This window comes from Bradyrhizobium sp. USDA 4449 (assembly GCF_054056275.1).
Window position 1 is genome coordinate 3015095 of sequence record NZ_JBSRYD010000001.1, and the last position, 22063, is coordinate 3037157.

A 22063-nucleotide genomic window follows, 5' to 3' on the forward strand; every position below is an offset into this window, starting at 1 on the left:
CTGTCATGGAACATGCTGCGCAGGTCGTCGACCCCTTCATCTTCCGGCTGTCGATTTTCGTCCTCGCCGTCTTCGTCGGTTATTTCGTGGTGTGGTCGGTGACCCCGGCGCTGCATACGCCGCTGATGAGCGTGACCAACGCGATCTCGTCGGTGATCGTGGTCGGCGCGCTGCTCGCGGTCGGCGTCGCAAGCGTCTCGAGCGGTTCGGGCTGGGCGCGCGGCTTCGGCTTCGTCGCGCTGATCTTCGCCTGCGTGAACATCTTTGGCGGCTTCCTTGTCACCCAGCGCATGCTGGCGATGTACAAGAAGAAGTCGAAGTAAGCGGCCACCTCGGGCTGATGGGATCAATGGGGACCTGAGATGAGCGCTAACCTCTCTGCATTTTTGTATCTCGTGGCGGGGGTGCTGTTCATCCTGTCGCTGCGCGGACTTTCGAGCCCGGCTTCGTCGCGCCAGGGCAATCTGTTCGGCATGATCGGTATGGCGATCGCGGTCGCCACGACGCTGGCAAACCATCCGCCGGCGGATGGCGTGGCCTGGCTGCTCGTGATCGTCGCCATCGCGATCGGTGGCGGCATCGGTGCGGTGATCGCCCGCCGCGTGCCGATGACGTCGATGCCGGAACTGGTCGCCGCGTTCCACTCGCTGGTCGGCATGGCCGCGGTGCTGGTTGCCGCCGGTGCGTTCTACGCGCCTGAGGCCTTCGACATCGGGACTTCCGGCAACATCCATTCGCAAAGCCTGGTCGAAATGTCGCTCGGCGTCGCCATCGGCGCGCTGACCTTCACCGGCTCGGTGATCGCGTTCCTGAAGCTGTCCGCGCGCATGAGCGGCGCGCCGATCATTCTGCCCGCCCGTCACGTCGTCAACATCGCGATTGCCGTGGCGCTGGTGTTCTTCATCGTCCGCCTGGTCATCACTGGCGGCGCGCTCGACTTCTGGCTGATCGTCATCCTGGCGCTGGCGCTCGGTGTGCTGATGATCATCCCGATCGGCGGCGCCGACATGCCGGTTGTGATCTCGATGCTGAACTCCTACTCCGGCTGGGCTGCGGCCGGCATCGGTTTCACGCTGGGCAATTCGGCGCTGATCATCACCGGCGCGCTGGTCGGCTCCTCCGGCGCGATCCTGTCCTACATCATGTGCCACGCGATGAACCGGTCCTTCATCTCGGTCATCCTCGGCGGCTTCGGCGGCGAAACCGCGGCGGCCGCCGGCGGGACGGGTGAACAGAAGCCGGCCAAGCTCGGCTCGGCTGACGACGCAGCCTTCATCATGAAGAACGCTTCCAAGGTCATCATCGTGCCCGGCTACGGCATGGCGGTGGCGCAGGCCCAGCACGCGCTGCGCGAAATGGCCGACATGCTGAAGAAGGAAGGCGTCGAGGTGAAATACGCCATTCACCCGGTCGCAGGCCGCATGCCCGGCCACATGAACGTGCTGCTCGCCGAGGCCAATGTGCCCTACGACGAGGTGTTCGAGCTCGAGGACATCAACTCCGAATTCGCGCAAGCCGACATCGCCTTCGTGATCGGTGCCAACGACGTCACCAACCCCGCGGCCGAAGAGGACAAGACCTCCCCGATCTACGGCATGCCGGTGCTGCAGGTCTGGAAGGCAGGCACGGTGATGTTCATCAAGCGGTCATTGGCGTCCGGTTATGCCGGTATCGACAATCCGCTGTTCTACCGCGACAACACCATGATGCTGCTCGGCGACGCCAAGAAGGTCACCGAGAACATCGTCAAGGCGATGTAACGCCGGCGAGCCGGCGCAGCGATGACAGTCCTGAAATGGATCGCCATCATCGTTGTCGCCGGCTATCTCGCGGGTCTCATGCTGCTTTTCGTCAAGCAGCGCACAATGCTGTTTCCGATTCCGACTGCCGAGCGCACCGCGCCGGCTTCCGCGGGGTTTCCGGAAGCGGAGGAGCACGTCCTCACCACGTCCGACGGCGCGAAGGTCATCGTCTGGCATGTGCCGCCAAAGCCCGGCCATGCCGTGGTGCTGTTCTTCCACGGCAATGGCGATTTTCTCGCGGGGCGCGTGAGCCGCTTCAGGGGTATCACGGCCGACGGCACCGGCCTCGTCGCGCTATCCTACCGCGGCTATGCAGGCTCGACCGGCGCGCCGAGCGAGCAGGGCCTGTTGCAGGACGCCGCAGCCGCCTACGCCTTCGCAACGCAACGCTACAGTGCGGCGCGTGTCGTAGCCTGGGGATTCTCGCTCGGGACCGGTGTTGCGGTCGCCATCGCCTCCGGGCATCCGGTCGGGAAATTGATTCTGGAGGCGCCTTACACGTCGACGGTCGACGTTGCGGCCTCGCTCTTTCGTTTCGTTCCGATTCGCCTGCTGATGCGCGACCAGTTCCACTCCGACGTACGGATCGGGGGCGTCACTGTGCCGCTGTTGATCATGCACGGCACGAAAGATCAGGCGATTCCCATCACGTTCGGCGAGCGGCTATTTGAGCTCGCACACGAGCCGAAGAAGCTGGTGAGGTTTCCCGGCGGCGGACACGAAAATCTGGATGATTTCGGAGCGTTGGAGACCGCGCGGCAATTCATCGACGGTTCCTGAGTGCTGACGTGCGCGATCTTCTCGCGCATAATCGCTCTGCCCAACGAAGGAATCGCCTGCATGAGTGCACACGGACCGATGCCGCGGTCGTCCTGGATCTTCCCCGCTTTGGCGGTGCTGCTGTTCCTGATCGTCACCGTGACCGGCTACGGCTTCACCCTGTCCGCCGGCGGCGGCCTGTTCGCGATCGTTCTGCTGGTCATCCTGTTCGGCACCGTGTTCGCGGCCGTGCATCATTCCGAGGTGATCGCGGAACGGATCGGCGAGCCCTTCGGCACGCTGCTGCTCACGCTCGCGGTGACCATCATCGAGGTCGCGCTGATCACCACGATCATGCTCGGCGACAAGCCGGCGCCGGAGCTTGCGCGCGACACCGTGTTCGCGGTGGTGATGATCGTCTGCAACGGCCTCGTCGGCCTTTGCGTCTTCATCGGCGGGCTGCGCTACCGCGAGCAGGGTTTTCAGCTCTCCGGCGCCAACGTCTATCTCAGCGTGCTGATTGCGCTCGCGACGCTGACGCTGATCATGCCCAACTACACGCTGACGACGCCGGGGCCGATCTACTCGACACTTCAACTCGGCTTCGTCGACCTCGTGACCATCGTGCTCTACGGCGTGTTCCTCTACACCCAGACCGTCCTGCACAAGGACTATTTCGTCCATGAGGGGGCGGAGGGCGAGAGCGGGAAGGCCCACCTGTCGGGCACGATGCTGGCACTCAGCATCGCGCTGCTCCTGATCTCGCTCCTGGCCGTCGTGCTGCTCGCCAAGAAGTTCTCGCTCGTGGTGGACGCCGTCGCCGACCGAATCGGCGCCCCGCCGGCCTTTGCAGGCCTCCTGGTCGCGCTCCTGATCCTGATGCCGGAAGGCGTCTCGGCGATCACCGCGGCCCGCAAGAACGATCTTCAGAAAAGCATCAACCTCGCGCTCGGGTCCTCGCTGGCCACCATCGGCCTCACCATCCCGGCAGTCGGGCTCGCCACCTACGTGATCGACCAGCCGCTGGTGCTGGGGCTTAATCCCCAGAACACGGCGCTGCTGTTCCTGACATTCTTGCTGAGCATGCTGACCTTCGGCACGGGCAGGACCAATGTCCTGTTCGGACTGGTACACATGGTGGTATTTGCTGTCTACGCGTTCATGGTATTCGTGCCCTGAACCGATTCCGCGAAAGACACTCCGGATGCTTGCCGCCAGGTCCGAGATTCAGGTCGACAATGACGAGGTCCGGGTGACGGAATGGCGGCTCGCCCCGGGCAGTGCCACCGGGCATCACACCCATGGGATGGACTACGTGATCGTTCCCGTCACACCGGGCGAAATGACCATCGTCGCTCCAGGCGGGGAGCGCTCCAAGGCGCGGCTCGCGGCGGGAAAATCCTATTTCCGCAAGGCCGGCGTCCAACATGACGTACTTAACGAAACCTCAACCGAGATCGTGTTCCTTGAGATTGAGTTGAAGGCGTAAGACACGCGTCACCTTTGCCATCGATCCGTCGCAGTTGATCCCTTACAATGCCCCAAAGTTCCCGCATCAGGTCGCGGGGAGTGGCCGAGAAATGCTGAAATACCTCGCTAAAATTTCGATGGATATTTTCCCCTCGGTGCTCGCGACGATCATCGGGGCCTACATCGTTAACCACTACATCAACGCGAGGCCGGCAGCGGATGCACCGGCCGCCGTGTTGGCGCCTGCCGAAGCCGCCAAGAACGGCAAGCCGGCCGATGTCGCCAACCTGCCGGCCCCCGGCGTCAAGGCCAAGGGCGTCTCCGAGAAGAGCGTTTCCGAGAAGAGCGTTTCCGAGAAGGGCGCGCCTGTCGAAACCAAGGCTGCCGAGACCGGCGCCGGCGAGGCCAATTCGCACGGCCACGCCCCAGCGCATGAGAAGGCAGTTGCCAAATCGTCCCCGGCCTCCCCGGCAGCGCCCGGCGCTGCGCCCGTGGTTGAGGCCAATTCGTCGCCGGCTGCTCCGGCTGTGGGCCCCGACGCCAACGACCTGGCGCGGGCCGCCATCGAGCGCCTGCGCAAGTCCCCTGAGGGCAAGGCAGCTGAGAAGGCTGCCGAGGCCAAATCTGCCGAAATCAAGCCTGTCGAGGCCAAACCGGTTGAGAGGGCGCCCGAGCCTTCGGTGCAGGAAGCCTCCCGCGTGCCCGAGGCTCCCCGTGTCGTAACAACGGTGCCGTCGACGGTGCGCCCATTGCCGCCGCCGATCAATGTGTCGACGCCGTCCCCGGAAGCCTATGGCAATGGCGGCGCGTCGCAGGCGTATCCCCCCTACACGGCCTCCGTCGGCAATGATGATCCGAATCGGCTGACACCGCCGGCCGATATTCCGGTGCCGGTGATCGCACCGCCGCTCGACCTGCGCGCTGATGCGGGCGCAACCATGCCTGCGCCACGGCCCAAAACCAATGTCGCCGACGAGATGCTGTCAGGCATGAAGTCGATGTTCCACGCAGTTCTGCCGAAGAGCGCCGCTCCCGACTAAATCGGCGTCTCCGCCCTCCCAAAGCGTTTTCGCGCGACGCGGCCCCCGTTCGCGTTCAGAAAATCCGTCAGCCAAGGCTGAGAGAGACCGTTAGCCGCCGACGCGGGCCAGGCCGCTGCGGGCGGCGTCATCGCGTGGGCGCAACGCGACGGCCTTGTTGTAGGATGCCGCGGCCTTGGCCTTGTCGCCCAGCCGTTCATAGGCCTGGCCCCGAATCGTCCAGATCTGGGCGTTGTGCGGATCGGCTTCGGAGGCCTCGTCGAGGTCGGCCGCCGCCTCCTTGACCTTGCCGATGGCGAGATAGCTGACGGCGCGGCCGAGCAGCGGTTCGGCCTTCTGCGGATTGAGCCCGCTGGCTGCGCCGAAATCGGCGATCGCGAAGTCGTGCTCGTTATTGGCCTGGTAGAGCAGCGCGCGGCCGTAGAGCGCCTGCGCGTTGTAGGGATCGAGTGCGACGGCGCGATTGAACTCGTCCAGCGCGGCCTGCGTCTCGCCCGACTTGGCCAAGCCTTGCGCTTTTGCCGTGTGGGTCTGGGCCTCGGCGACGTTGCCCGGACTGACCGCGCTGCTATCCGGGGTCGCCGCCGCATGGGGCGCTTCCTGCGGCTTGTCCTTCTCCGGCATCAGCGATCCGAGATCGAAGGAGCAGCCGCACAGTGCGATCCCCAGCAAGGTCAGCGCGAGCGGTTGGCGCCAGATTTGGCGTAGCCGCGCCAAGCCGGGCTCGGGGAAAGGGGAGGCCATCTACGGTTCGCTCGCGCTGGTGCCGCATCTGTAGTGCCCCGTCCCAGAAAAGGCACTGCTTTACAAACTAATGACGCGGGCCTGGGCCCGCGTCATTGAAAACTCAGTCCTTCACACTATCGGCAAGATCAGCGGGGTCCGCGCGGGCCTGCACCTGCGCCGGGGCCGCCGCGGCCGCCACGATCACCACCAGGGCCAGCGCCGAACACCGGCTTCGGCTTCATCGGCAGCAGGCCTTCGCGCTGCAGCTTCTTGCGGGCCAGCTTGCGCGCGCGGCGCACGGCTTCGGCCTTTTCGCGGGCCTTCTTCTCGGAGGGCTTCTCGTAGTGACCGCGGAGCTTCATCTCGCGGAAAATGCCCTCGCGCTGCATCTTCTTCTTCAGCGCCTTGAGGGCTTGGTCGACATTGTTATCGCGAACGAGAACCTGCACGCGGCATCCTCTTCAGTGGATCGGATTTGAATTCTGGTAAGTCAAAGGGGATGGCAAAAAGCGCAAGCCCTTAACCTTGAGGGCGCGGATGTATCAGACAAAACCTGGGATGTCCACCTGCCAAGCGGTATTTCGGGCCAAGTTCAGCCACTAAATGCGGCGAAAATGCTCCCGTGCGGCCCCGATTGGGGAGAATCGGCGGTAAGAACGGCCGCTGCGGACGTTGTTCCAGCGTCTTTGAAATCAGGGGAGACATCTCATGGACATGAAGAAATACGCGGCCGAGGCCATCGGCACGTTCTGGCTCACATTTGCAGGCTGTGGCAGCGCCGTGATCGCGGCCGGCTTTCCGCAGGTCGGCATCGGCCTGGTCGGTGTGTCGCTGGCCTTCGGCTTGAGCGTTGTCACCATGGCCTATGCTATCGGCCATATCTCGGGCTGCCACCTCAACCCGGCCGTCACGGTTGGCCTCGCCGCGGGCGGTCGCTTTCCGGCAGGCCAGATCCTGCCGTACGTGATCGCGCAGGTCTGCGGCGCGATCGTCGCGGCAGAACTGCTCTACGTGATCGCCAGCGGTGCGCCCGGCTTCGACCTCGCCAAGGGCTTTGCGTCCAACGGCTATGCTGCGCATTCGCCCGGCCAGTACAGCTTGGTGGCCTGCTTCGTCACCGAGGTGGTGATGACCATGATGTTCCTGTTCGTCATCATGGGGGCGACCCACGGCCGAGCGCCGGCGGGTTTTGCCCCGCTCGCGATCGGGCTCGCGCTGGTCATGATCCATCTCGTCTCCATCCCCGTCACCAACACTTCGGTGAACCCGGCACGTAGCACGGGTCCTGCGCTGTTCGTCGGCGGCTGGGCGCTGTCGCAGCTTTGGCTGTTCTGGGTCGCACCGTTGATCGGCGGCGCGCTGGGCGGGGTGATCTATCGCTGGCTCAGTGAGGAGCCCGCCGGTGTCGTCGCCGGCGTGAAGACGGCGTAGCGCGTTTTCGAGCGAAGTGGATGCCGGTACGCGCAAAGAAAAAACGCGTCGAAACAACACCAAAAATGGGATCGCAGCTCTGCTGCGGTCCGCTCACTTGCGGTTTGAAGGCCTGACCTCGGTGACGTGGCCCATCTTGCGGCCGGGGCGCGGGGCGCCCTTGCCGTAAATGTGCACGGTCGCGCCAGGCACGCCCAGCCACTTCTCGTAATCGTTGATCTCGTCGCCGATCAAGTTCGTCATGGTGACGACCTCACCGTGCCGCACCGGCTTGCCGAGCGGCCAGCCGGCGATGGCGCGGATGTGCTGCTCGAACTGAGAGACCGATGCGCCGTCGAGCGTCCAGTGGCCGGAATTGTGCACGCGCGGGGCGATCTCGTTCACCAGCACTCTGGGCCCGGAACCGTTGCCGAGCACGAACATCTCCACGGCGAGCACGCCGACATAGTCGAGCGCGGTCGCGATCTTGCCGGCGATGCTGCGCGCCTCTTCGGCGAGCGCATCCGGAATCAGCGCAGGCGCGCGGGAAATCTTCAGAATGTGGTCGCGGTGCTCGTTCTCGGTGACGTCGAAGCACTCGACCTGGCCTGTGGCCGAGCGCGCGGCAATCACCGAAATCTCGCGCTCGTAAGGTATGAAGGCTTCCAGGATAGCCGATTTGGTGGCGAGACTGGTCCAGACCTTGGCGATGTCATCGCCCTCGCGGATGATGGCCTGGCCTTTGCCGTCATAGCCGAAGCGGCGGGTCTTCAGCACGGCGGGCAGGCCGATCTTCGCGATCGCCTCGCGCAACGACGCGACCGAGGTGACGTCCGCGTAGGCAGCGGTGCCGATGCCGAGCCGCGTCACGAAATCCTTTTCGGCCAGACGGTCCTGCGTCGTCTCGAGGATCTTGCGGTTGGGCAGCACGGGGCGGCGCGCGTCCAGCACCATGGCGGCCGCAGCCGGTACGTTCTCGAATTCATAGGTGATGACGTCGACGTCGTGAGCGAACAGCTCGAGTGCCTCGACGTCGGCATATTCGGCGCAGGTTGCGTTCAGCACGACGTCGAAGGCCGGCGAATCAGGATCGGGCGAGAACACCTGGCAGCGCAGGCCGAGGCGTGCCGCGGCCATGGCCAGCATGCGACCGAGTTGTCCCCCGCCAAGGATTCCGATGGTGTCGCCGGGGTTCAGCTTCACCTGCTTTGCGTCAGTCACGCCTTGTCCTCCGGGCGCTCGGCGATCGCCTCGGTCTGCGCCTTGCGCCAGGCGGCGAGGCGATCGGACAGGGCCGGATCGGACAGTGCCAGCACGGATGCCGCGAGCAGCGCCGCGTTGATCGCGCCGGCCTTGCCGATCGCGAGCGTGCCGACCGGAATGCCGGCGGGCATTTGGACGATCGAATAGAGCGAATCGACACCCTTGAGCGTCCTGGACTCCACGGGAACGCCGAACACCGGCAGTTCCGTCAGCGCCGCGGTCATGCCCGGCAGATGCGCGGCGCCCCCGGCGCCGGCGATGATGACCTTGAAACCTGCAGCCTTGGCGCCTTTGGCAAAGCCGAACAGCCGGTCGGGGGTGCGGTGTGCCGAAACGATGCGATTGTCGGAGGCGACGCCAAGCGCGGCGAGCGTGTCGGCGGCGTGCCGCATCGTCTCCCAGTCCGACTGGCTTCCCATGATGATGGCGATCGGCGCGGTCATGACGTCAATTATGCTCGGAAAACAGAAAGATAGGCCAGATTAACGGTTCCGGCCGGCGGCTCGCAAGGCGGTGGCAAGGAGAAGGGAATGCACTATCCTGACTTGGTGAATCCCCGCAAGCCTTCATTGAGCAGGAAGCCCATGAAGAAACCAAAAAGGGCGACCGCTGCGAAGGCCAAAAAGGGCCGGAAAACCGGCGGGAGCCGAACCAAAACTGCTCCCAAGCGGGCCAGGCCCTCCGCGCCGTCTCGCGCGGCCACAGCCGGCGCGGACATCAGCAAGGCGACCATCCGCGGCCTGCGGATCAAGCTGACGCAGGCGCTGCGCCGCGTCGCCGAACTCGAAGCTGCGGCCGACACCGACTTCCTGCTCGATATTCCCAACCGGCGCGGCTTTGAGCGCGAGCTCCAACGCGCCGTCGCCTACATGAGGCGCTACCGCGCCAGCGGCGCGCTGATCGTGCTCGACGTCGACCGGCTGAAGCCGATCAACGATTCCTTCGGCCATGCCGCCGGCGACGAGGTGCTGAAGGCGATCGCCACGACGCTGACCCGGCAGATCCGCGCCTCCGACGTGGTCGGCCGCCTTGGTGGCGACGAGTTTGCCCTGCTGTTGTGGAATCTCGGCGAGGCCGATGCGAAGGCGAAGGCTGTTATCCTCGAACAGGCGATCGACGATTTGTCATTCACCTTTCGTGGCCAGCAGGTGATGGCCGGCGCTTCTGCCGGTGTCGCGCTGCTCGGTGCGCAGTCCGATGCCACCCGCGCGCTGGAGGAGGCCGATGCCGCCATGTATGTGCGCAAGGCGCACCGGCGTCACGAGCCGCGGATCAGGCTCGTCAACAGCTAAATTAAAGGGTCGCGAGATCTTCCGGCACGTTGCCGAATTTGCGCAGCAGCGTGGCGTCACCGAATTCACCGGTCATCGGATCGCCGCTGCGACTGAACGCGACCGCGCCGATATGGCCGGGACCGTGCGCCAGAGCCTCTGCGCGCCGTAAGGCGGCCGTCGGGCTCTGGCATTCCTCGGCGGCGCCCGCGACAGGCGATCCGTCGGCATCAATCAGGAACGGCATTGCAACGTAGTAGGTCACATCAGACATGGCGTTGCTCCAATGGTGCGCCTCGAGGTTCAGGCCGCGCTGCTTCTGCTACGCGAGGATTCCGGAATGCAGCCGGCCGAAATCGCTGCCTGCAATTCCTCCAGTTCGGCTTCCAGATATTCGTTGGCCATGATCAGCGCCTTGATGGTGCTGCGCAGATTGCCGTCGCACATCGCGATCGCCTGATCACAGGCTTGTTCATAGTGGCCGTTGTCGAGAGGGGCGGGGACTGGCATCTGCGGTGTCCTTGCGGGTTGTCCTTGGGTGTTTCCGGCATATTGGGGCCGGGACAAATGTTCTTATTTTGTTCTTTTTGAGTCAAGCGGATTCGACTCCGCACTTCCGCAGCCGCTGTGGATCAGGCGATGATGTCCGGCGTGATCTGGTCTTCGATGAAGGCGATACGGTCGCGCAACAACAGCTTGCGCTTCTTCAACCGCTGTAACCGCAACAGGTCGGGGGCGGGCGATTGATGCAGTGCATCGATCGCCGCATCGAGATCTCGGTGTTCCTGCTGCAACCGGGTGAGCTCGGTTTCGAGCTCACGCTCGTCTTCATGGGTCATGTCTGCGGTGGCCGAAAACCGATAGGCTTGAGATCAAGGCTGTGGATGCCCTGTGGAAATTATCGTCCTTGCGCGGCGTGATCGCAAGCGATCTGCACCTCCACGCACCGCTCCATCTCAAGATATTTCAACGATTCGGAAGCAGTGTCGCGCGAGCACATTGATATCATGGATTTTTCGTCTCGTGGTTCCTTACTCACGGTTCGTTACATATGAATTTTCAAAAATGACGGCGCGACGACGGATACCCATCGACAGAACGAATCGGTGATGTAGAGTCCCTCGTCCGGATCGAATCCAAGGTTCACCCCTACCGAGGAGGTTTCGAATGACAATTCAGGCACATCTGGTTGAATTGGAACGGAAGCATAAAATTCTCGAGAACGAATTGCACGAGGCTCTCGTGCACCTTTCAACAGACGACCTGCAAATTGTTGAGTTGAAGCGCCGGAAGTTGCTGGTCAAGGACCAGATCGAACGTCTGAAGAACACTGGCGATACGCTTCACTAGTAACCCCTGTAACAGTGTAGAGCTTAATCGCATCCTTTCACGCAGGGATCAGCGCGTTTGTGCTCATCCCTGCGGCAGGATGCGCGCGCTGCGCGATGATCGTCGCGCAGCTTGTTTGTTTGGACGCGTTTTCGTGACGCGACCCGGTCCGCGCTTCGCTCGAAAATGCTCCCTAGATGTCCGTCAGCCTAGATGTCCGTCAGCTCGGCGACGTGGTCCGCGATCGCGAGCGACGACGTCAGTCCCGGCGATTCGATGCCGAACAGATTGACCAGGCCTGCGACCCCGTGGTCCCGCGGACCCTGCATCAGGAAATCCTGCGTAGCGACCGCCGGCGGCACGATCTTCGGGCGGATGCCCGAATAGCTCGGCATCAGCGCGCCATCGGGAAGCGTCGGCCAATATTTGCGGATTGCCGGATAGAAGCGCTCGGCGCGCGACGGATCGACTTCATAGTCGATCGTCTCGATCCATTCGACGTCGGGGCCGAAGCGCGCCTGTCCTGCCATGTCCAGCGTCAGATGTACGCCAAGCCCGCCGGGCTCGGGCACCGGATAGATCAGATGCGAGAACGGTGCGCGCGCATTGCAGCTGAAGTAATTTCCTTTGGCGAGATAAGCAGGCGGAATCCGATCGACCGGCATGCCGTCGATGTGGCGCGCCACTGATGTCGCCGAGAGCCCGGCGGCGTTCACGAGCAGGCCGCATTGCAACGTCATCGGCGCTTCGCCGCCGGCTTCGATCTCGATCATTCCGGCCTCCGCCTTGGCGCGGATCAGCGGCGTGTGAAACGCAAAGGCCGCGCCTGCTTCCTCGGCCTCGCCGCGCAGCGAGAGCATGTAGGAATGGCTGTCGATGATTCCGGTCGATGGCGAGAGCAGTGCGGCATCGCAGGCCAGCGCCGGCTCCAGCGCGCGCGCCGCCTCGCCCGATAGCAGCTGCAAGTCGAGGACGCCGTTGGCCTCGGCATGGGCCTTGATCGACTGCAGCTTCTCGGTTTCCTTGGCATTGGTCGCGACGATCAGCTTGCCGCAATTCTTGTGCGGGATACCGCGCTCGCCGCAGTAGCGATAGAGCGCTTGCTTGCCGGCGACGCACATGCGGGCCATCCAGCTTCCGGCACGGTAGTAGATCCCGGCATGGATCACCTCGCTGTTGCGTGAAGAGGTGATGGTGCCGATGGCCTCGGCTTCTTCGAGCACGATCACCTCGCGCCCGGCCTGGGCCAGCTTCCGGGCCACCGCGAGCCCGATCACGCCGGCTCCGATGACGACGCACTCGACCCTATCCATGGTGATGCAGAAGTCCTGCTGAGGGTGCCGACGACGTCGGATTGCCTGGGAAACGCGCCGGGCGGGCATTTTCCGTTAAGAAAACATTTATCATGTCAGGGCAATTGCCGTATTTCGCGTCACATTTTTCTGTTGGGCGTACAGGCGTTTACCCGATCCAAACCGCTGAAGCCAGACAATCCGCAGTTGAAATCGCGGGTGGCTGATGGCTGAGAAGAACTGGCAGGAAGGCAGCATGCTTCCGATTGCTGTGCAGGCCGTCGTGTGCCTGACCAGCGCGGTGGCGCCTTCGCGTGCCCTCGCGGACAGTTTCGCGCCGCCGAGCCATTTTGGCGATCTCGACCCCAATCTGATCTGGGAAGCCCTCATCGGCGGCATTGTCATCTGCGCGTTCCTGGTCGCGATCGCGCTCTGGATCCATTCGGCGCTGCGCCGAAGCAGGCGTTCGCAGTTGCGGCGCAACGCCTTCGTGTCCTCCGCCATGAACAATCTCAATCAGGGCGTGGTGATGACGGATGCGCAGCGGCGCATCATCTTCTGCAATGACCGCTATCTCGACATCTACGGTCTGACGCGCTCGGACCTGTGGACCGGCATGACCGGCTACGACATTCTCGAGCTCAGGCGCAAGCGCGGCGTCCTTGGCATCTCCGACGAGGACTTCTACGAGAAGGCGGCAAGCCCCAACGGCCTCATCACCGAACTGCCTGACGGCCGCGCCATCCTGGTCAAATATTTCATCCTGCCCAATGGCGGATCGGTGGCGACCCATCTCGATGTCAGCGAGCAACGCAAGCTGTCGCGGCAGCTCGCCTCGACCAAGCAATTCCTCGAAACGGTGCTGGACAACGTGCCGGCCTGCGTGGCCGCGAAGAACATCGAGGACGGTCGCTACATCTTTGCCAACAGGGCCTATGAGCGGTTCTGGGGCTTTTCGCGCGACCACGTCGTCGGCAAGAACGCGCGCGAGCTGTTCGGTCCAAAATCGGCCGAGAGCATCGAGGCGACCGACCGCGCTGCCCTGCTGGCCCCCGAGGGACAATATCGCAACGAGTTCGAGGTCGAGGTCGAACGCGACCATGCCCCGCGCAAGGTGGCCTCGATCCGGATCGTGGTCCGCAACGAGAGCAACAAGCCGGAATTCCTGCTGCTGGTGTTCGAGGACATCACCGATCGGCAATCGCTGTCGATGGAGCTGGAGAGCACCAAGAAGTTCCTCGAGCTCGTGGTCGACAACATTCCGGTCGCGCTGATCGTCGAGCAGGTCAGGGATGGCCGCTACCTGCTCGCCAACCGCAGCGCCGAGACGATCCTCAATCGCAGGCGCGAGGAAGCCACGGGCCTGACTGCTTCCGACATCTTCAATGCCAAGGAAGCCAAGCTGATCATCGCGCGCGACGAGGCCGCGATCAAGAAGCGCGGGATGATTACCGAGGAGCATCCGATCTCCACCAAAGACGGCCTGCGCCTGTTCCTGACCCGGCGTGCCACGGTGCTCAACGATTCCGGCGAGCCGCAATACCTGATCAAAACCCACGAAGACGTCACCAACCGCAGGCAGACCGAATCGCGCATGGCGCACATGGCCTACCATGACGGTCTCACCGACCTGCCGAACCGCGCCGCCTTCCTTCAGGCCTTGACCCAGATGATCGAGGCCTGCGAGGGGACCGACGAGGAATTCGCCGTCCTTTGCGTCGATCTCGACGGCCTCAAGGAAGTCAACGACGTGTTCGGCCATGCGCTTGGCGACAAGCTGCTGGTCGAGGTGGCCCAGCGGCTCCAGGATGCGGCACGCGGCGGCCTGGTCGCGCGTCTGTCCGGCGACGAATTTGGTTTGATCATCGACGGCAAGCAGCCTGACGCGGGCCTCGCATTGGCGCAGCAGCTTGGCCAGGCGCTCGCGCCGGAGTTCCACATTGACGGCCGCGCGGTGCGTGCCGGCATCACCTCCGGCATGTCGGTGTTTCCGCACAACGGCCCCGACGGTGCCTCGCTGCTCGCCAATGCCGGCGCCGCACTTTTCCGGGCCAAGCAGAAATCGCGCGGCACGATCAGCCTCTACCAGCCCGAGATGGACCAGCAGATCCGCGACCGCCGCGTGCTGCACCAGGACCTGTCGATGGCGATCAAGAACGGCGAGCTGTCGCTGGCCTTCCAGCCGCAAGGCATCGCGCGCAACAGCATCGTCGAAAGCGAGATCATCGGCTTCGAGGCGTTGGCGCGCTGGCAGCATCCGGTACGCGGCCAGGTCTCGCCCGCCGAATTCATCCCCATCGCGGAGGAAAGCGGTCTGATCGTCGAGATGGGCGAATGGATCCTGCGCGAGGCCTGCCGCGAGGCGGCGTCGTGGCCGAAGCCGCTTCAGGTTGCGGTCAACCTGTCGCCGGCGCAGTTCATGCACGGCGACGTGGTCGGGCTCGTCCATTCGATCCTGATCGAGACGGGCCTTGCGCCCGGCCGGCTCGAGCTCGAGATCACCGAGGGCGTGCTGATCGAGGATTTCGATCGCGGCCTCGCGCTGCTGCGCCGCCTGAAGGCGCTTGGGGTGCGCATCTCGATGGACGATTTCGGCAGCGGCTATTCCTCGCTGAGCTATCTCCAGGCGTTCCCGTTCGACAAGATCAAGATCGATCGCGCCTTCATCATCAATCTCGGCCGCAATCCGCAGTCGGCCGCGATCGTCCGGGCCGTGATCGATCTCGGCCACGGCCTCGAAATGTCGATCATCGCCGAAGGCGTCGAGACCATCGACCAGCTCGCCTTCCTGGCCAGGGAAGGTTGCGACGGCGTGCAGGGCTATCTGCTCGGGAAGCCGCTGCCGATCGGGAAATATGCCGATCTCGTCGGCCGCGGCGAGGCTATGGAGCTTGCGCTCAAGACCGGCTAGTGGTGTGCGGGCGCACACTCGCTCCCTCTCCACGGTTTCATGGCGGATTACGATCTTGCGATCATCGGCGGCGGCCTGAATGGTGTCAGCCTCGCGCGCGATGCCGCCGGCCGCGGCCTGCGGGTGATCCTGATCGAGCAGGGCGATCTAGGCAGCGCGGCCTCGTCGGCGACACCGCGACTGATCCATGGCGATCTATCGGTGCTGGAGCGGCGCGGCTTCTGGCGGGTGCGCCGGGCACTGGTCGAGCGCCGGACGTGGCTGCGGATCGCGCCGCATCTGGTGCGGCCGATGAATTTTGTGATCCCCGCCCATTCCGACGAGCGACCGCCATGGCTGCTGCGGGCTGGACTCTATGTTTATGACACGCTGACGAACCGTGGTGGGCTGCCACGATCGACCACCCTCGACATCACGCATCATCCGGTCGGCAACGCGCTCAGGCGTCCGTTCGGCATGGCCTTCGAGTATGCCGACTGCGTCGTTGACGATTCCCGCCTGGTGGTGGTCACGGCGCTGGATGCGGCCGAACGCGGCGCTGCGATCCTGACCGGTGCGCGCTGCGTGCGTGCGGACAGGACCGACATCTGGCGGCTCGTTTTGGTCGACCGCGGCCATCGCCGGGCGGTCACGGCGCGTGCGCTGGCCAATGCCACCGGCGGGTGGACGTCGATGGTCGCCGAAACCGTGCTGCGGCAGCCGCAACCGCCCATGGCCGCCATGCAGATGAGCCAGATCGTCGTGCCAAAACTCTTTGAATCCGACAATGTCTATGTGTTCCAGAATAATGACGGACGCCTGATCTTTGCCAGCCCGTTCGAGCGCGATTTCACGCTGCTCGGCACGGTCACGCGCGATTTCACCGGCGATCCCGCAATCGTCGCGATGCCGAGCGCGGACGTCAGCTATCTCTGCGATGCCGCGAGCCGCTATTTCCGCGCGCGCGTCGCTCCCACCGACGTCGTGCGCACGGTCTCCGGCGTCAATTTGATGCCCGCGGCCGCGCGGCGACGTGACGGCACGACGCTGTTCCACGCGCGCCGGCGCAAGGCACCCCTGCTGACGATGTTCGGCGGCGATGTCACGACCTCGCGCTTGCGCGCGGAGCGGGCGGTGACGCGTTTGACGCCGTTCTATCCGATGTCGCGGCCCTGGACTTCGGGCGCGGCCTTGCCTGGCGGAGATTTCGCCTGGGATCGTTTCGAGACCGAGATCGACCTCGCGCGCCACCGCTGGCGCTTTCTGGATGAGCCGCAAGCCCGCCGCCTGGTTGCGGCCTATGGCTCACGCTTGGCTGATGTGCTCGGCGAGGCGAAGACCCGTGACGAGCTTGGCCCCGCCTTCGGTCCCGACCTGACCGGCGCCGAGGTGGGCTATCTCATGAGGCGCGAATGGGCGCGCTTCCCCGAGGACATCCTGTGGCGCCGCTCCAAGCTCGGCCTGACCATGCCCGCGGCGGGCCGTGACGCGCTGGCTGCGTTCATGACGAACCAGCCTCGAACCGGTTGAGCAAAGGCCGATCCGCCGCTAGCGTGCGGCGGCATTGGGGTTGGCAGGGACCATGACTGACGAATTGCCGAGAATGGATGCCGCGGCCCGTGCGGCTGGAGACGCACATCCGGCGGCGGGCGAGCCGCTGCTGCGCATCGACGGCGTGGCCAAGACGTTCGGGACGTTCCGTGCGGTCGACGGCGTATCGCTCGATATCAAGGCCGGGGAGTTCTTTGCGCTTTTGGGTCCGAGCGGATGCGGCAAGACCACGTTGCTGCGCATGCTTGCCGGCTTCGAGGCGCCGGACGAGGGGCGGATTCTGCTCGGCGGCAAGGATATCGCGCAGGCACTGCCGCATGAGCGCCCCATCAACATGATGTTTCAGAATTACGCGCTGTTCCCGCATCTTTCGGTCCGCGACAACATCGCCTTTGGTCTCAAGCGCGGCGGCATGGCGCGTGGCGATATCGCGGCGCGCGTCGCTGAGATGGTCGCGCTGGTGAAGCTCGAGGGGCTGGAGAAGCGCAAGCCCGACCAGCTCTCCGGCGGGCAACGACAGCGCGTCGCTCTGGCCCGAGCGCTGGCGCGCCGGCCACAATTGCTGCTGCTCGACGAGCCGCTCGCGGCGCTGGACAAGAAGCTGCGCGAGAGCACCCAAGGCGAGCTGATGGAGCTGCAGCGGCGGCTCGGCATGACCTTCATCATCGTCACCCACGACCAGGAAGAGGCGATGACGATGGCCAGCCGGATCGGCGTGATGAAATCAGGCAAGCTCGCCCAGGTCGCGCCCCCGCGCGAACTTTACGAGGCGCCGCGCTCGCGCTGGATCGCGCAGTTCGTCGGTGACATCAATCTGTTCGACGCCGAGACCAATTTGCGCGACGGTCACCGTCTCGTCGTCGGCACACACGATGCGGGCACGCTGGTGGTGGCCGAGCCGCGCCAGCCGGTCGGCGAGGTGAAATTCTCGGTCGCGATCCGCCCCGAGAAGGTCAAGCTGTCGCGCCGTGGCCCCGCGAGCGAGGCCGGTCGTGAAACTGCGATCAACGCCCTCGACGGCGTGATCGCCGATGTCTGTTATCTCGGCGGCACCACCATCTACAAGGTGAAGCTCGATACCGGCGGAATGCTGCAGGCGTCGGTCGCCAACACTGCGCGTCTCGATGTCGATGCCTATAGCCTGCATCAGCGCGTCGTCGCCTGGTTCACGCCCGACGATTGCGTGGTGCTGCCGTCATGAGCGCGCGCCGGATTTTCGCGAGACCGGCGCGCTTCGCCGCCATCGCGCCCTATGTCTGGATGGTGCTGTTCTTCCTGGTGCCGTTCGGCTTCGTGCTGAAGATCAGCCTGTCGCAGACGGTGATCGCGCAGCCGCCTTACGAGCCGGTGTTCGACCTGACGGCGGGTTGGACGGCGATCCGGGCAGCCTTTGCCGCGTTGTCGATCGACAATTTCAAGCTGATCGTTTCCGACGACCTCTATGTGTTCGCCTATCTGCGCAGTTTGACCGTTGCCATCACCGCGACCGGACTGTTGCTGTTGATTGGCTACCCCATCGCCTATGGCATGGCGCGGCTGCCGAAGCGCTGGCAGGCCGTGGCGATGGTGCTGGTGATCGTGCCGTTCTGGACGTCGTTCCTGATCCGCATCTATGCCTGGATCAACATCCTCCAGCATGACGGCCTGCTCAATCGGATCCTGCTGGGGCTGCACCTGGTCGGCGAGCCGGTCGTCTGGCTGTCCACCGACACTGCGATGTATATCGGCATCGTCTATTCCTATTTGCCGTTCATGATCCTGCCGCTCTACGCCACGCTTTCCAAGATGGAGCCGGTGCTGGAGGAGGCGGCCGGCGATCTCGGCGCGCCGCCCTGGCAGGTGTTCTGGCTGGTGACTTTCCCGCTGTCGCTGCCGGGTGTCGGCGCTGGCGTTCTTCTTTGCTTCATCCCTGTTGTCGGCGAGTTTGTGATTCCGGATCTTCTCGCCGGCTCCAATTCGCTGATGATCGGCCAGACGCTGTGGCTGGAGTTCTTCACCAACAAGGATTGGCCGGTCGCCTCAGCTGCGGCGATCGTGCTGCTCCTCGTGCTGCTCTTGCCGCTGCTGCTCTACGAGCGGCTGCAGCGCCGGCAGTTGGAGGAGCGGTGAGATGCGCAAGTCCTCACGTCTGTCCCGCTTCAACATCGCGTCGCTGGCGCTGGGCCTCGCCTTCCTCTATTTGCCGATCCTCATCCTCGTGATCTATTCCTTCAACGCCTCGCGGCTGGTGACGGTGTGGGGCGGCTGGTCGCTGCGCTGGTATCACGAATTCTTTGCCGATCGCGCCATGATCGAGGCAGCCTGGATGAGCCTGCGCGTGGCGGTCGCGTCCGCAACCGTCGCCACGCTGATCGGTACGCTGGCCGCGATCGCGCTTTCGCGTGGCGAGCGCTTTCGCGGCCGCACCTTGTTCTCCGGGATGCTCTATGCGCCGCTGGTGATGCCGGAGGTGATCACGGGCTTGTCGCTGCTGCTGCTGTTCGTGGCGCTGAACGCGGAGCGCGGCTTCTGGACGGTGACGATTGCCCATACCACGCTGACGATGTGCTTCGTCGCCGTCGTCGTACAGTCGCGCCTCGGCTCGCTCGATCGGTCGCTGGAGGAGGCGGCAATGGACCTCGGTTGCGACCCTGCCCATGCCTTCCTGTCCGTGACGCTGCCGCTGATCACCCCGGCGATCGTCGCCGGATGGATGCTCGCCTTCACGCTCTCGCTCGACGATCTCGTGATCGCGAGCTTCACCACGGGCCCGGGCACGGCGACCCTGCCGATCCGGATCTATTCCGAGGTGCGCCTCGGTGTGAAGCCGGAGATCAACGCGATCTGCACGCTCGTGATCGCCCTGATCGCAGTCGTGATTGTCATGGCTTCGCTGGCTTCGAAACTGTCGAGCTCGCAGGGCGAAAGCGCGGCACCTCTCTAGATGGGAATAGTTCGAGATGTTCGCCTATCAGATACTGGTCCATACACCGCCCTGGGTCTGGATACTGCTCGCTTACCTGGTTTGGCAGGGCATCAAGTCGATGCGGCCGCGCAAGGCGCCGATCTGGCGTGCGCTGATCGTACCGGTCGTTTTCATCGGCTGGGGCGTTTCGAGGATCGGTTTCGGACATCAGGACAGCCAATGGCCGCTTGTCGCCTGGATCGTCGCGGCGCTGATGCTGCTGCCGCTCGGCATGCTGACGCCGCGCCCCTTCGATGTCGATCACAAGACAGGAGAGATCATCCGCCCAGGCAGCGCATTCGCCCTGATTCGCAATCTCGTCGTGTTCACCCTGCAGTATACGGTGAGCGTGATCTCCGCCATCGACGCAGGCGATCGAGCGCTCGCAATCATCGTCGGCCGCGCCATTTCGGGCGCGACCGCCGGCTATTTCTTCGGCTCGATGATCGCGCTGCTGATTGCGTATCGCAGGAAGCGCGTTGAAGATTTTTAGGACTTCACCGCACCCGCCGTGAGCCCGCCCACCATGTAGCGGCGGAAGGCGTAATAGACCGCGGCCGGCGGCAGCGCATAGATGAAGCCTGTGGTCATCAGCAGCTCCCACGGCGAGTCGTCGGCGGCGAGGAAGTTGCCGAGTGCGACGGGAAGCGTGATGTCCTGGTCGTTCGACAGCAGCAGGAACGCATAGAGATATTCGTTCCAGGCGAGCAGCACCGCATAGGTGCCGATCGCGACCAGCGAGGGCATCATCAGCGGCAAATAAACCAGACGGAAGATCTGCAGCGTCGTGGCGCCGTCCATCACCGCGGCCTCGTCGAGCTCGACCGGCAGCTTGTCGGAGGCCTGCTTCAGCACCCAGATCGCGTAAGGGCTGGCGATCGTCACCATCGCCAGGATCAGCGACCAGCGATTGTTGAGCAGGCCGTAATTGCCCATGGTGCGGTACATCGGCACGGCGAGGAACGCCGCCGGAATGAAGTAGGTGAAGAGCGCGAGATTCAACACCATGCGTCCGCCCGGCACCTTCAGCCGCGAGATCGAGAACGCCGCGGCCGTCGCGACGACCAGCGTCATCACGCCGACCGCGGCGGCGATCACCAGCGAATTCCAGAACTGTACGTAGAAGTCGCGCAGGAAGTAATGCTGCTGCTTGAACACGATCTCGAAATTGTGGAGGGTCGGATGATCCGGCCACAGCTTGCCCGAGAACGCGTCTTCCTTCGGGGAAATCGCGAACAGGAACATGTGATAGATCGGAATCATCGTCCACAGGAAGACGGGAATTCCGATCAACAGCAATCGCGCTTCGGTCGCGACGTCGCGCCAGGAAAACTCGCTTACGCCAGGAAGCTTCATCGCGACAACCGTTTCATCATGAAGTACACGAGCGGCAGGACGAACGGCATCGCGCAGACGATGGAGGCCATCGCGAGCGAGAGCTGGTCGAGCCGCAGATAGCGAATGCCGAGCGTCGACAGCACGTGCGTGAGGTCGGCGGGGCCGCCGCCGGTGAGCAGATAGACGCTGTTGAAATCGCCGAGCGTCCAGATCATCGAGAGCAGCGTGCAGGTGACGTAGAGCGTCTGCATCGACGGCCAGGTAATGAAGCGGAATTTCTGCCACCAGTTGGCGCCGTCGACTTCGGCGGCCTCGAACAGGTCCTGCGCGATCGCAAGGCGGCCGGTGATCAGGATGAGCGTCCAGAACGGCAGCGACTTCCAGATGTGCACGGCGATCGCCATGGTCAGCGCCACCGTCGGGTCGTTCAGCCAGTTCGGGCCGTCATCGCCGGTGAAAGAGAAGATGAGGTGGTTGATCACGCCCCATTCGGGGTTGAGCATGAAGCGCACCGACAGGATGGTCGGGATCGACGGCACCGCCCAGGGCAGGATGAAGATCACGGAGAGCCATTTGATCCAGGTGCGCTGCTGCGCGAAGAAGCCGGACAGGAACAGCGCGATCAGCATCTTGATGTTGATGCCGATGACCAGGAAGATCAGCGTGTTGACCGCGGCGCGCGCGAAGATCGGGTCGTTGTAGAGCGCGACGTAGTTCGACGGAGACCGCGCCAGCCACAGCCCGTAGCAGACGGGATAAACCACGAAGGCGAGGAAAACGAGCAGATAGGGCACGAGCAGGACGATGCCCCAGACCTGCGCCGTGGTCAGCCGCGCCGACAGGGGTGGAGCGGGGATCGCCTGATCGCCAGAGAGCGTAATCGCCATTCTTCGGGACTCTTTGAAAGGACTTCCGGCCGCACGAGGCGGCCGGTATTAGCGTTTCACCTCTCCCCGCACCAGCGGGGAGAGGAAGAAA

At 64.0% G+C, this 22063-nt stretch carries 25 protein-coding genes; 15 read left to right on the plus strand and 10 right to left on the minus strand.

The window, feature by feature from the left end; all coding sequences use genetic code 11:
- The first annotated feature begins 5 nt into the window (after positions 1 to 5).
- The 6 genes from ACVIIW_RS14290 to ACVIIW_RS14315 all read left to right on the plus strand — a co-directional run bounded on the left by ACVIIW_RS14290 (position 6) and on the right by ACVIIW_RS14315 (position 5071).
- Positions 6 to 323 (plus strand): proton-translocating transhydrogenase family protein, encoded by a 318-nt coding sequence (locus ACVIIW_RS14290; RefSeq protein WP_456701336.1) that lies wholly within the window; start codon positions 6 to 8, stop codon positions 321 to 323.
- Between the two features lie 39 nt (positions 324 to 362).
- Positions 363 to 1760, plus strand: a complete 1398-nt coding sequence (locus ACVIIW_RS14295) for an NAD(P)(+) transhydrogenase (Re/Si-specific) subunit beta (RefSeq protein WP_456701337.1) — start codon at positions 363 to 365, stop codon at positions 1758 to 1760.
- Positions 1761 to 1781: 21 nt separating this feature from the next.
- Positions 1782 to 2582, plus strand: a complete 801-nt coding sequence (locus tag ACVIIW_RS14300; RefSeq protein WP_456701338.1) for an alpha/beta hydrolase — start codon at positions 1782 to 1784, stop codon at positions 2580 to 2582.
- Between the two features lie 60 nt (positions 2583 to 2642).
- Positions 2643 to 3740, plus strand: a complete 1098-nt coding sequence (locus ACVIIW_RS14305; protein WP_456701339.1) for a calcium:proton antiporter — start codon at positions 2643 to 2645, stop codon at positions 3738 to 3740.
- A 25-nt stretch (positions 3741 to 3765) separates the two neighbouring features.
- Positions 3766 to 4050: a cupin domain-containing protein gene (locus ACVIIW_RS14310; protein WP_456701340.1), complete on the plus strand. Its 285-nt coding sequence runs from the start codon at positions 3766 to 3768 to the stop codon at positions 4048 to 4050.
- Positions 4051 to 4141: 91 nt separating this feature from the next.
- On the plus strand, positions 4142 to 5071 hold the full coding sequence (locus ACVIIW_RS14315) for a hypothetical protein (RefSeq protein WP_456701341.1): 930 nt from the start codon (positions 4142 to 4144) through the stop codon (positions 5069 to 5071).
- 90 nt (positions 5072 to 5161) lie between these two features.
- On the opposite strand, the gene ACVIIW_RS14320 is transcribed toward ACVIIW_RS14315, so the two are convergent.
- Entirely contained in the window at positions 5162 to 5815 is a 654-nt protein-coding gene (locus ACVIIW_RS14320; protein ID WP_456701342.1) for a tetratricopeptide repeat protein, read from the minus strand.
- A gap of 128 nt (positions 5816 to 5943) precedes the next feature.
- Positions 5944 to 6246, minus strand: a complete 303-nt coding sequence (gene rpsU / locus ACVIIW_RS14325; protein WP_092227201.1) for a 30S ribosomal protein S21 — start codon at positions 6244 to 6246, stop codon at positions 5944 to 5946.
- A 259-nt stretch (positions 6247 to 6505) separates the two neighbouring features.
- Here rpsU and aqpZ point away from each other — a divergent pair, with 259 nt between their 5' ends.
- Positions 6506 to 7228 (plus strand): aquaporin Z, encoded by a 723-nt coding sequence (gene aqpZ / locus ACVIIW_RS14330; RefSeq protein WP_456701343.1) that lies wholly within the window; start codon positions 6506 to 6508, stop codon positions 7226 to 7228.
- Positions 7229 to 7321: 93 nt separating this feature from the next.
- Here the strand turns inward: aqpZ and ACVIIW_RS14335 are convergent, their stop codons facing one another.
- Both ACVIIW_RS14335 and purE read right to left on the minus strand, forming a co-directional pair.
- Positions 7322 to 8428, minus strand: coding sequence for a 5-(carboxyamino)imidazole ribonucleotide synthase (locus ACVIIW_RS14335; RefSeq protein ID WP_456701344.1), 1107 nt, complete (start codon positions 8426 to 8428; stop codon positions 7322 to 7324).
- Positions 8425 to 8913 carry a 5-(carboxyamino)imidazole ribonucleotide mutase gene (purE, locus tag ACVIIW_RS14340; protein WP_456701345.1) on the minus strand — a complete coding sequence of 163 codons (489 nt, stop codon included), beginning with the start codon at positions 8911 to 8913 and terminating at the stop codon, positions 8425 to 8427. The genes ACVIIW_RS14335 and purE overlap by 4 nt, the downstream gene beginning before the upstream one ends.
- 141 nt (positions 8914 to 9054) lie before the next feature.
- Here purE and ACVIIW_RS14345 point away from each other — a divergent pair, with 141 nt between their 5' ends.
- Positions 9055 to 9762 (plus strand): GGDEF domain-containing protein, encoded by a 708-nt coding sequence (locus tag ACVIIW_RS14345; protein ID WP_456701346.1) that lies wholly within the window; start codon positions 9055 to 9057, stop codon positions 9760 to 9762.
- A 1-nt stretch (position 9763) separates the two neighbouring features.
- Here ACVIIW_RS14345 and ACVIIW_RS14350 read toward each other — a convergent pair whose 3' ends face one another.
- From ACVIIW_RS14350 to ACVIIW_RS14360, 3 genes are all read right to left on the minus strand, one after another.
- Positions 9764 to 10015 (minus strand): hypothetical protein, encoded by a 252-nt coding sequence (locus ACVIIW_RS14350; protein ID WP_092227206.1) that lies wholly within the window; start codon positions 10013 to 10015, stop codon positions 9764 to 9766.
- Positions 10016 to 10044: 29 nt separating this feature from the next.
- Entirely contained in the window at positions 10045 to 10251 is a 207-nt protein-coding gene (locus ACVIIW_RS14355; RefSeq protein ID WP_456701347.1) for a hypothetical protein, read from the minus strand.
- Positions 10252 to 10373: 122 nt separating this feature from the next.
- Positions 10374 to 10580 carry a YdcH family protein gene (locus tag ACVIIW_RS14360; RefSeq protein WP_092227208.1) on the minus strand — a complete coding sequence of 69 codons (207 nt, stop codon included), beginning with the start codon at positions 10578 to 10580 and terminating at the stop codon, positions 10374 to 10376.
- A 328-nt stretch (positions 10581 to 10908) separates the two neighbouring features.
- Between ACVIIW_RS14360 and ACVIIW_RS14365 the strand changes: the two genes are divergently transcribed.
- Positions 10909 to 11091: a YdcH family protein gene (locus ACVIIW_RS14365; RefSeq protein ID WP_092227209.1), complete on the plus strand. Its 183-nt coding sequence runs from the start codon at positions 10909 to 10911 to the stop codon at positions 11089 to 11091.
- 188 nt (positions 11092 to 11279) lie between these two features.
- On the opposite strand, the gene ACVIIW_RS14370 is transcribed toward ACVIIW_RS14365, so the two are convergent.
- Positions 11280 to 12383 (minus strand): NAD(P)/FAD-dependent oxidoreductase, encoded by a 1104-nt coding sequence (locus ACVIIW_RS14370; RefSeq protein ID WP_456701348.1) that lies wholly within the window; start codon positions 12381 to 12383, stop codon positions 11280 to 11282.
- Positions 12384 to 12588: 205 nt separating this feature from the next.
- On the opposite strand from ACVIIW_RS14370, the gene ACVIIW_RS14375 reads away from it, so the two are divergent.
- Genes ACVIIW_RS14375 through ACVIIW_RS14400 form a run of 6 tightly spaced genes read left to right on the plus strand, consistent with a single transcriptional unit; the run spans position 12589 to position 20240 of the window.
- On the plus strand, positions 12589 to 15273 hold the full coding sequence (locus ACVIIW_RS14375) for a sensor domain-containing protein (protein ID WP_456701349.1): 2685 nt from the start codon (positions 12589 to 12591) through the stop codon (positions 15271 to 15273).
- Between the two features lie 39 nt (positions 15274 to 15312).
- The gene (locus ACVIIW_RS14380) at positions 15313 to 16782 is read left to right on the plus strand and encodes a glycerol-3-phosphate dehydrogenase (protein ID WP_456701350.1); all 1470 of its coding nucleotides are present in this window, start codon (positions 15313 to 15315) and stop codon (positions 16780 to 16782) included.
- Positions 16783 to 16834: 52 nt separating this feature from the next.
- Positions 16835 to 18004 carry an ABC transporter ATP-binding protein gene (locus ACVIIW_RS14385; RefSeq protein WP_456701351.1) on the plus strand — a complete coding sequence of 390 codons (1170 nt, stop codon included), beginning with the start codon at positions 16835 to 16837 and terminating at the stop codon, positions 18002 to 18004.
- Positions 18001 to 18912, plus strand: coding sequence for an ABC transporter permease (locus tag ACVIIW_RS14390; protein ID WP_456701352.1), 912 nt, complete (start codon positions 18001 to 18003; stop codon positions 18910 to 18912). Before ACVIIW_RS14385 ends, ACVIIW_RS14390 begins: the two co-directional genes overlap by 4 nt.
- 1 nt (position 18913) lies before the next feature.
- The gene (locus tag ACVIIW_RS14395) at positions 18914 to 19726 is read left to right on the plus strand and encodes an ABC transporter permease (protein ID WP_456701353.1); all 813 of its coding nucleotides are present in this window, start codon (positions 18914 to 18916) and stop codon (positions 19724 to 19726) included.
- A 16-nt stretch (positions 19727 to 19742) separates the two neighbouring features.
- Positions 19743 to 20240: a DUF6622 family protein gene (locus ACVIIW_RS14400; protein WP_456701354.1), complete on the plus strand. Its 498-nt coding sequence runs from the start codon at positions 19743 to 19745 to the stop codon at positions 20238 to 20240.
- Here ACVIIW_RS14400 and ACVIIW_RS14405 read toward each other — a convergent pair.
- Together ACVIIW_RS14405 and ACVIIW_RS14410 are read right to left on the minus strand one after the other, a co-directional pair.
- Positions 20237 to 21103, minus strand: coding sequence for a carbohydrate ABC transporter permease (locus ACVIIW_RS14405; protein ID WP_456701355.1), 867 nt, complete (start codon positions 21101 to 21103; stop codon positions 20237 to 20239). The genes ACVIIW_RS14400 and ACVIIW_RS14405 overlap by 4 nt on opposite strands.
- On the minus strand, positions 21100 to 21972 hold the full coding sequence (locus ACVIIW_RS14410) for a carbohydrate ABC transporter permease (RefSeq protein WP_456701356.1): 873 nt from the start codon (positions 21970 to 21972) through the stop codon (positions 21100 to 21102). The genes ACVIIW_RS14405 and ACVIIW_RS14410 overlap by 4 nt, the downstream gene beginning before the upstream one ends.
- Between the last annotated feature and the right edge of the window lie 91 nt (positions 21973 to 22063).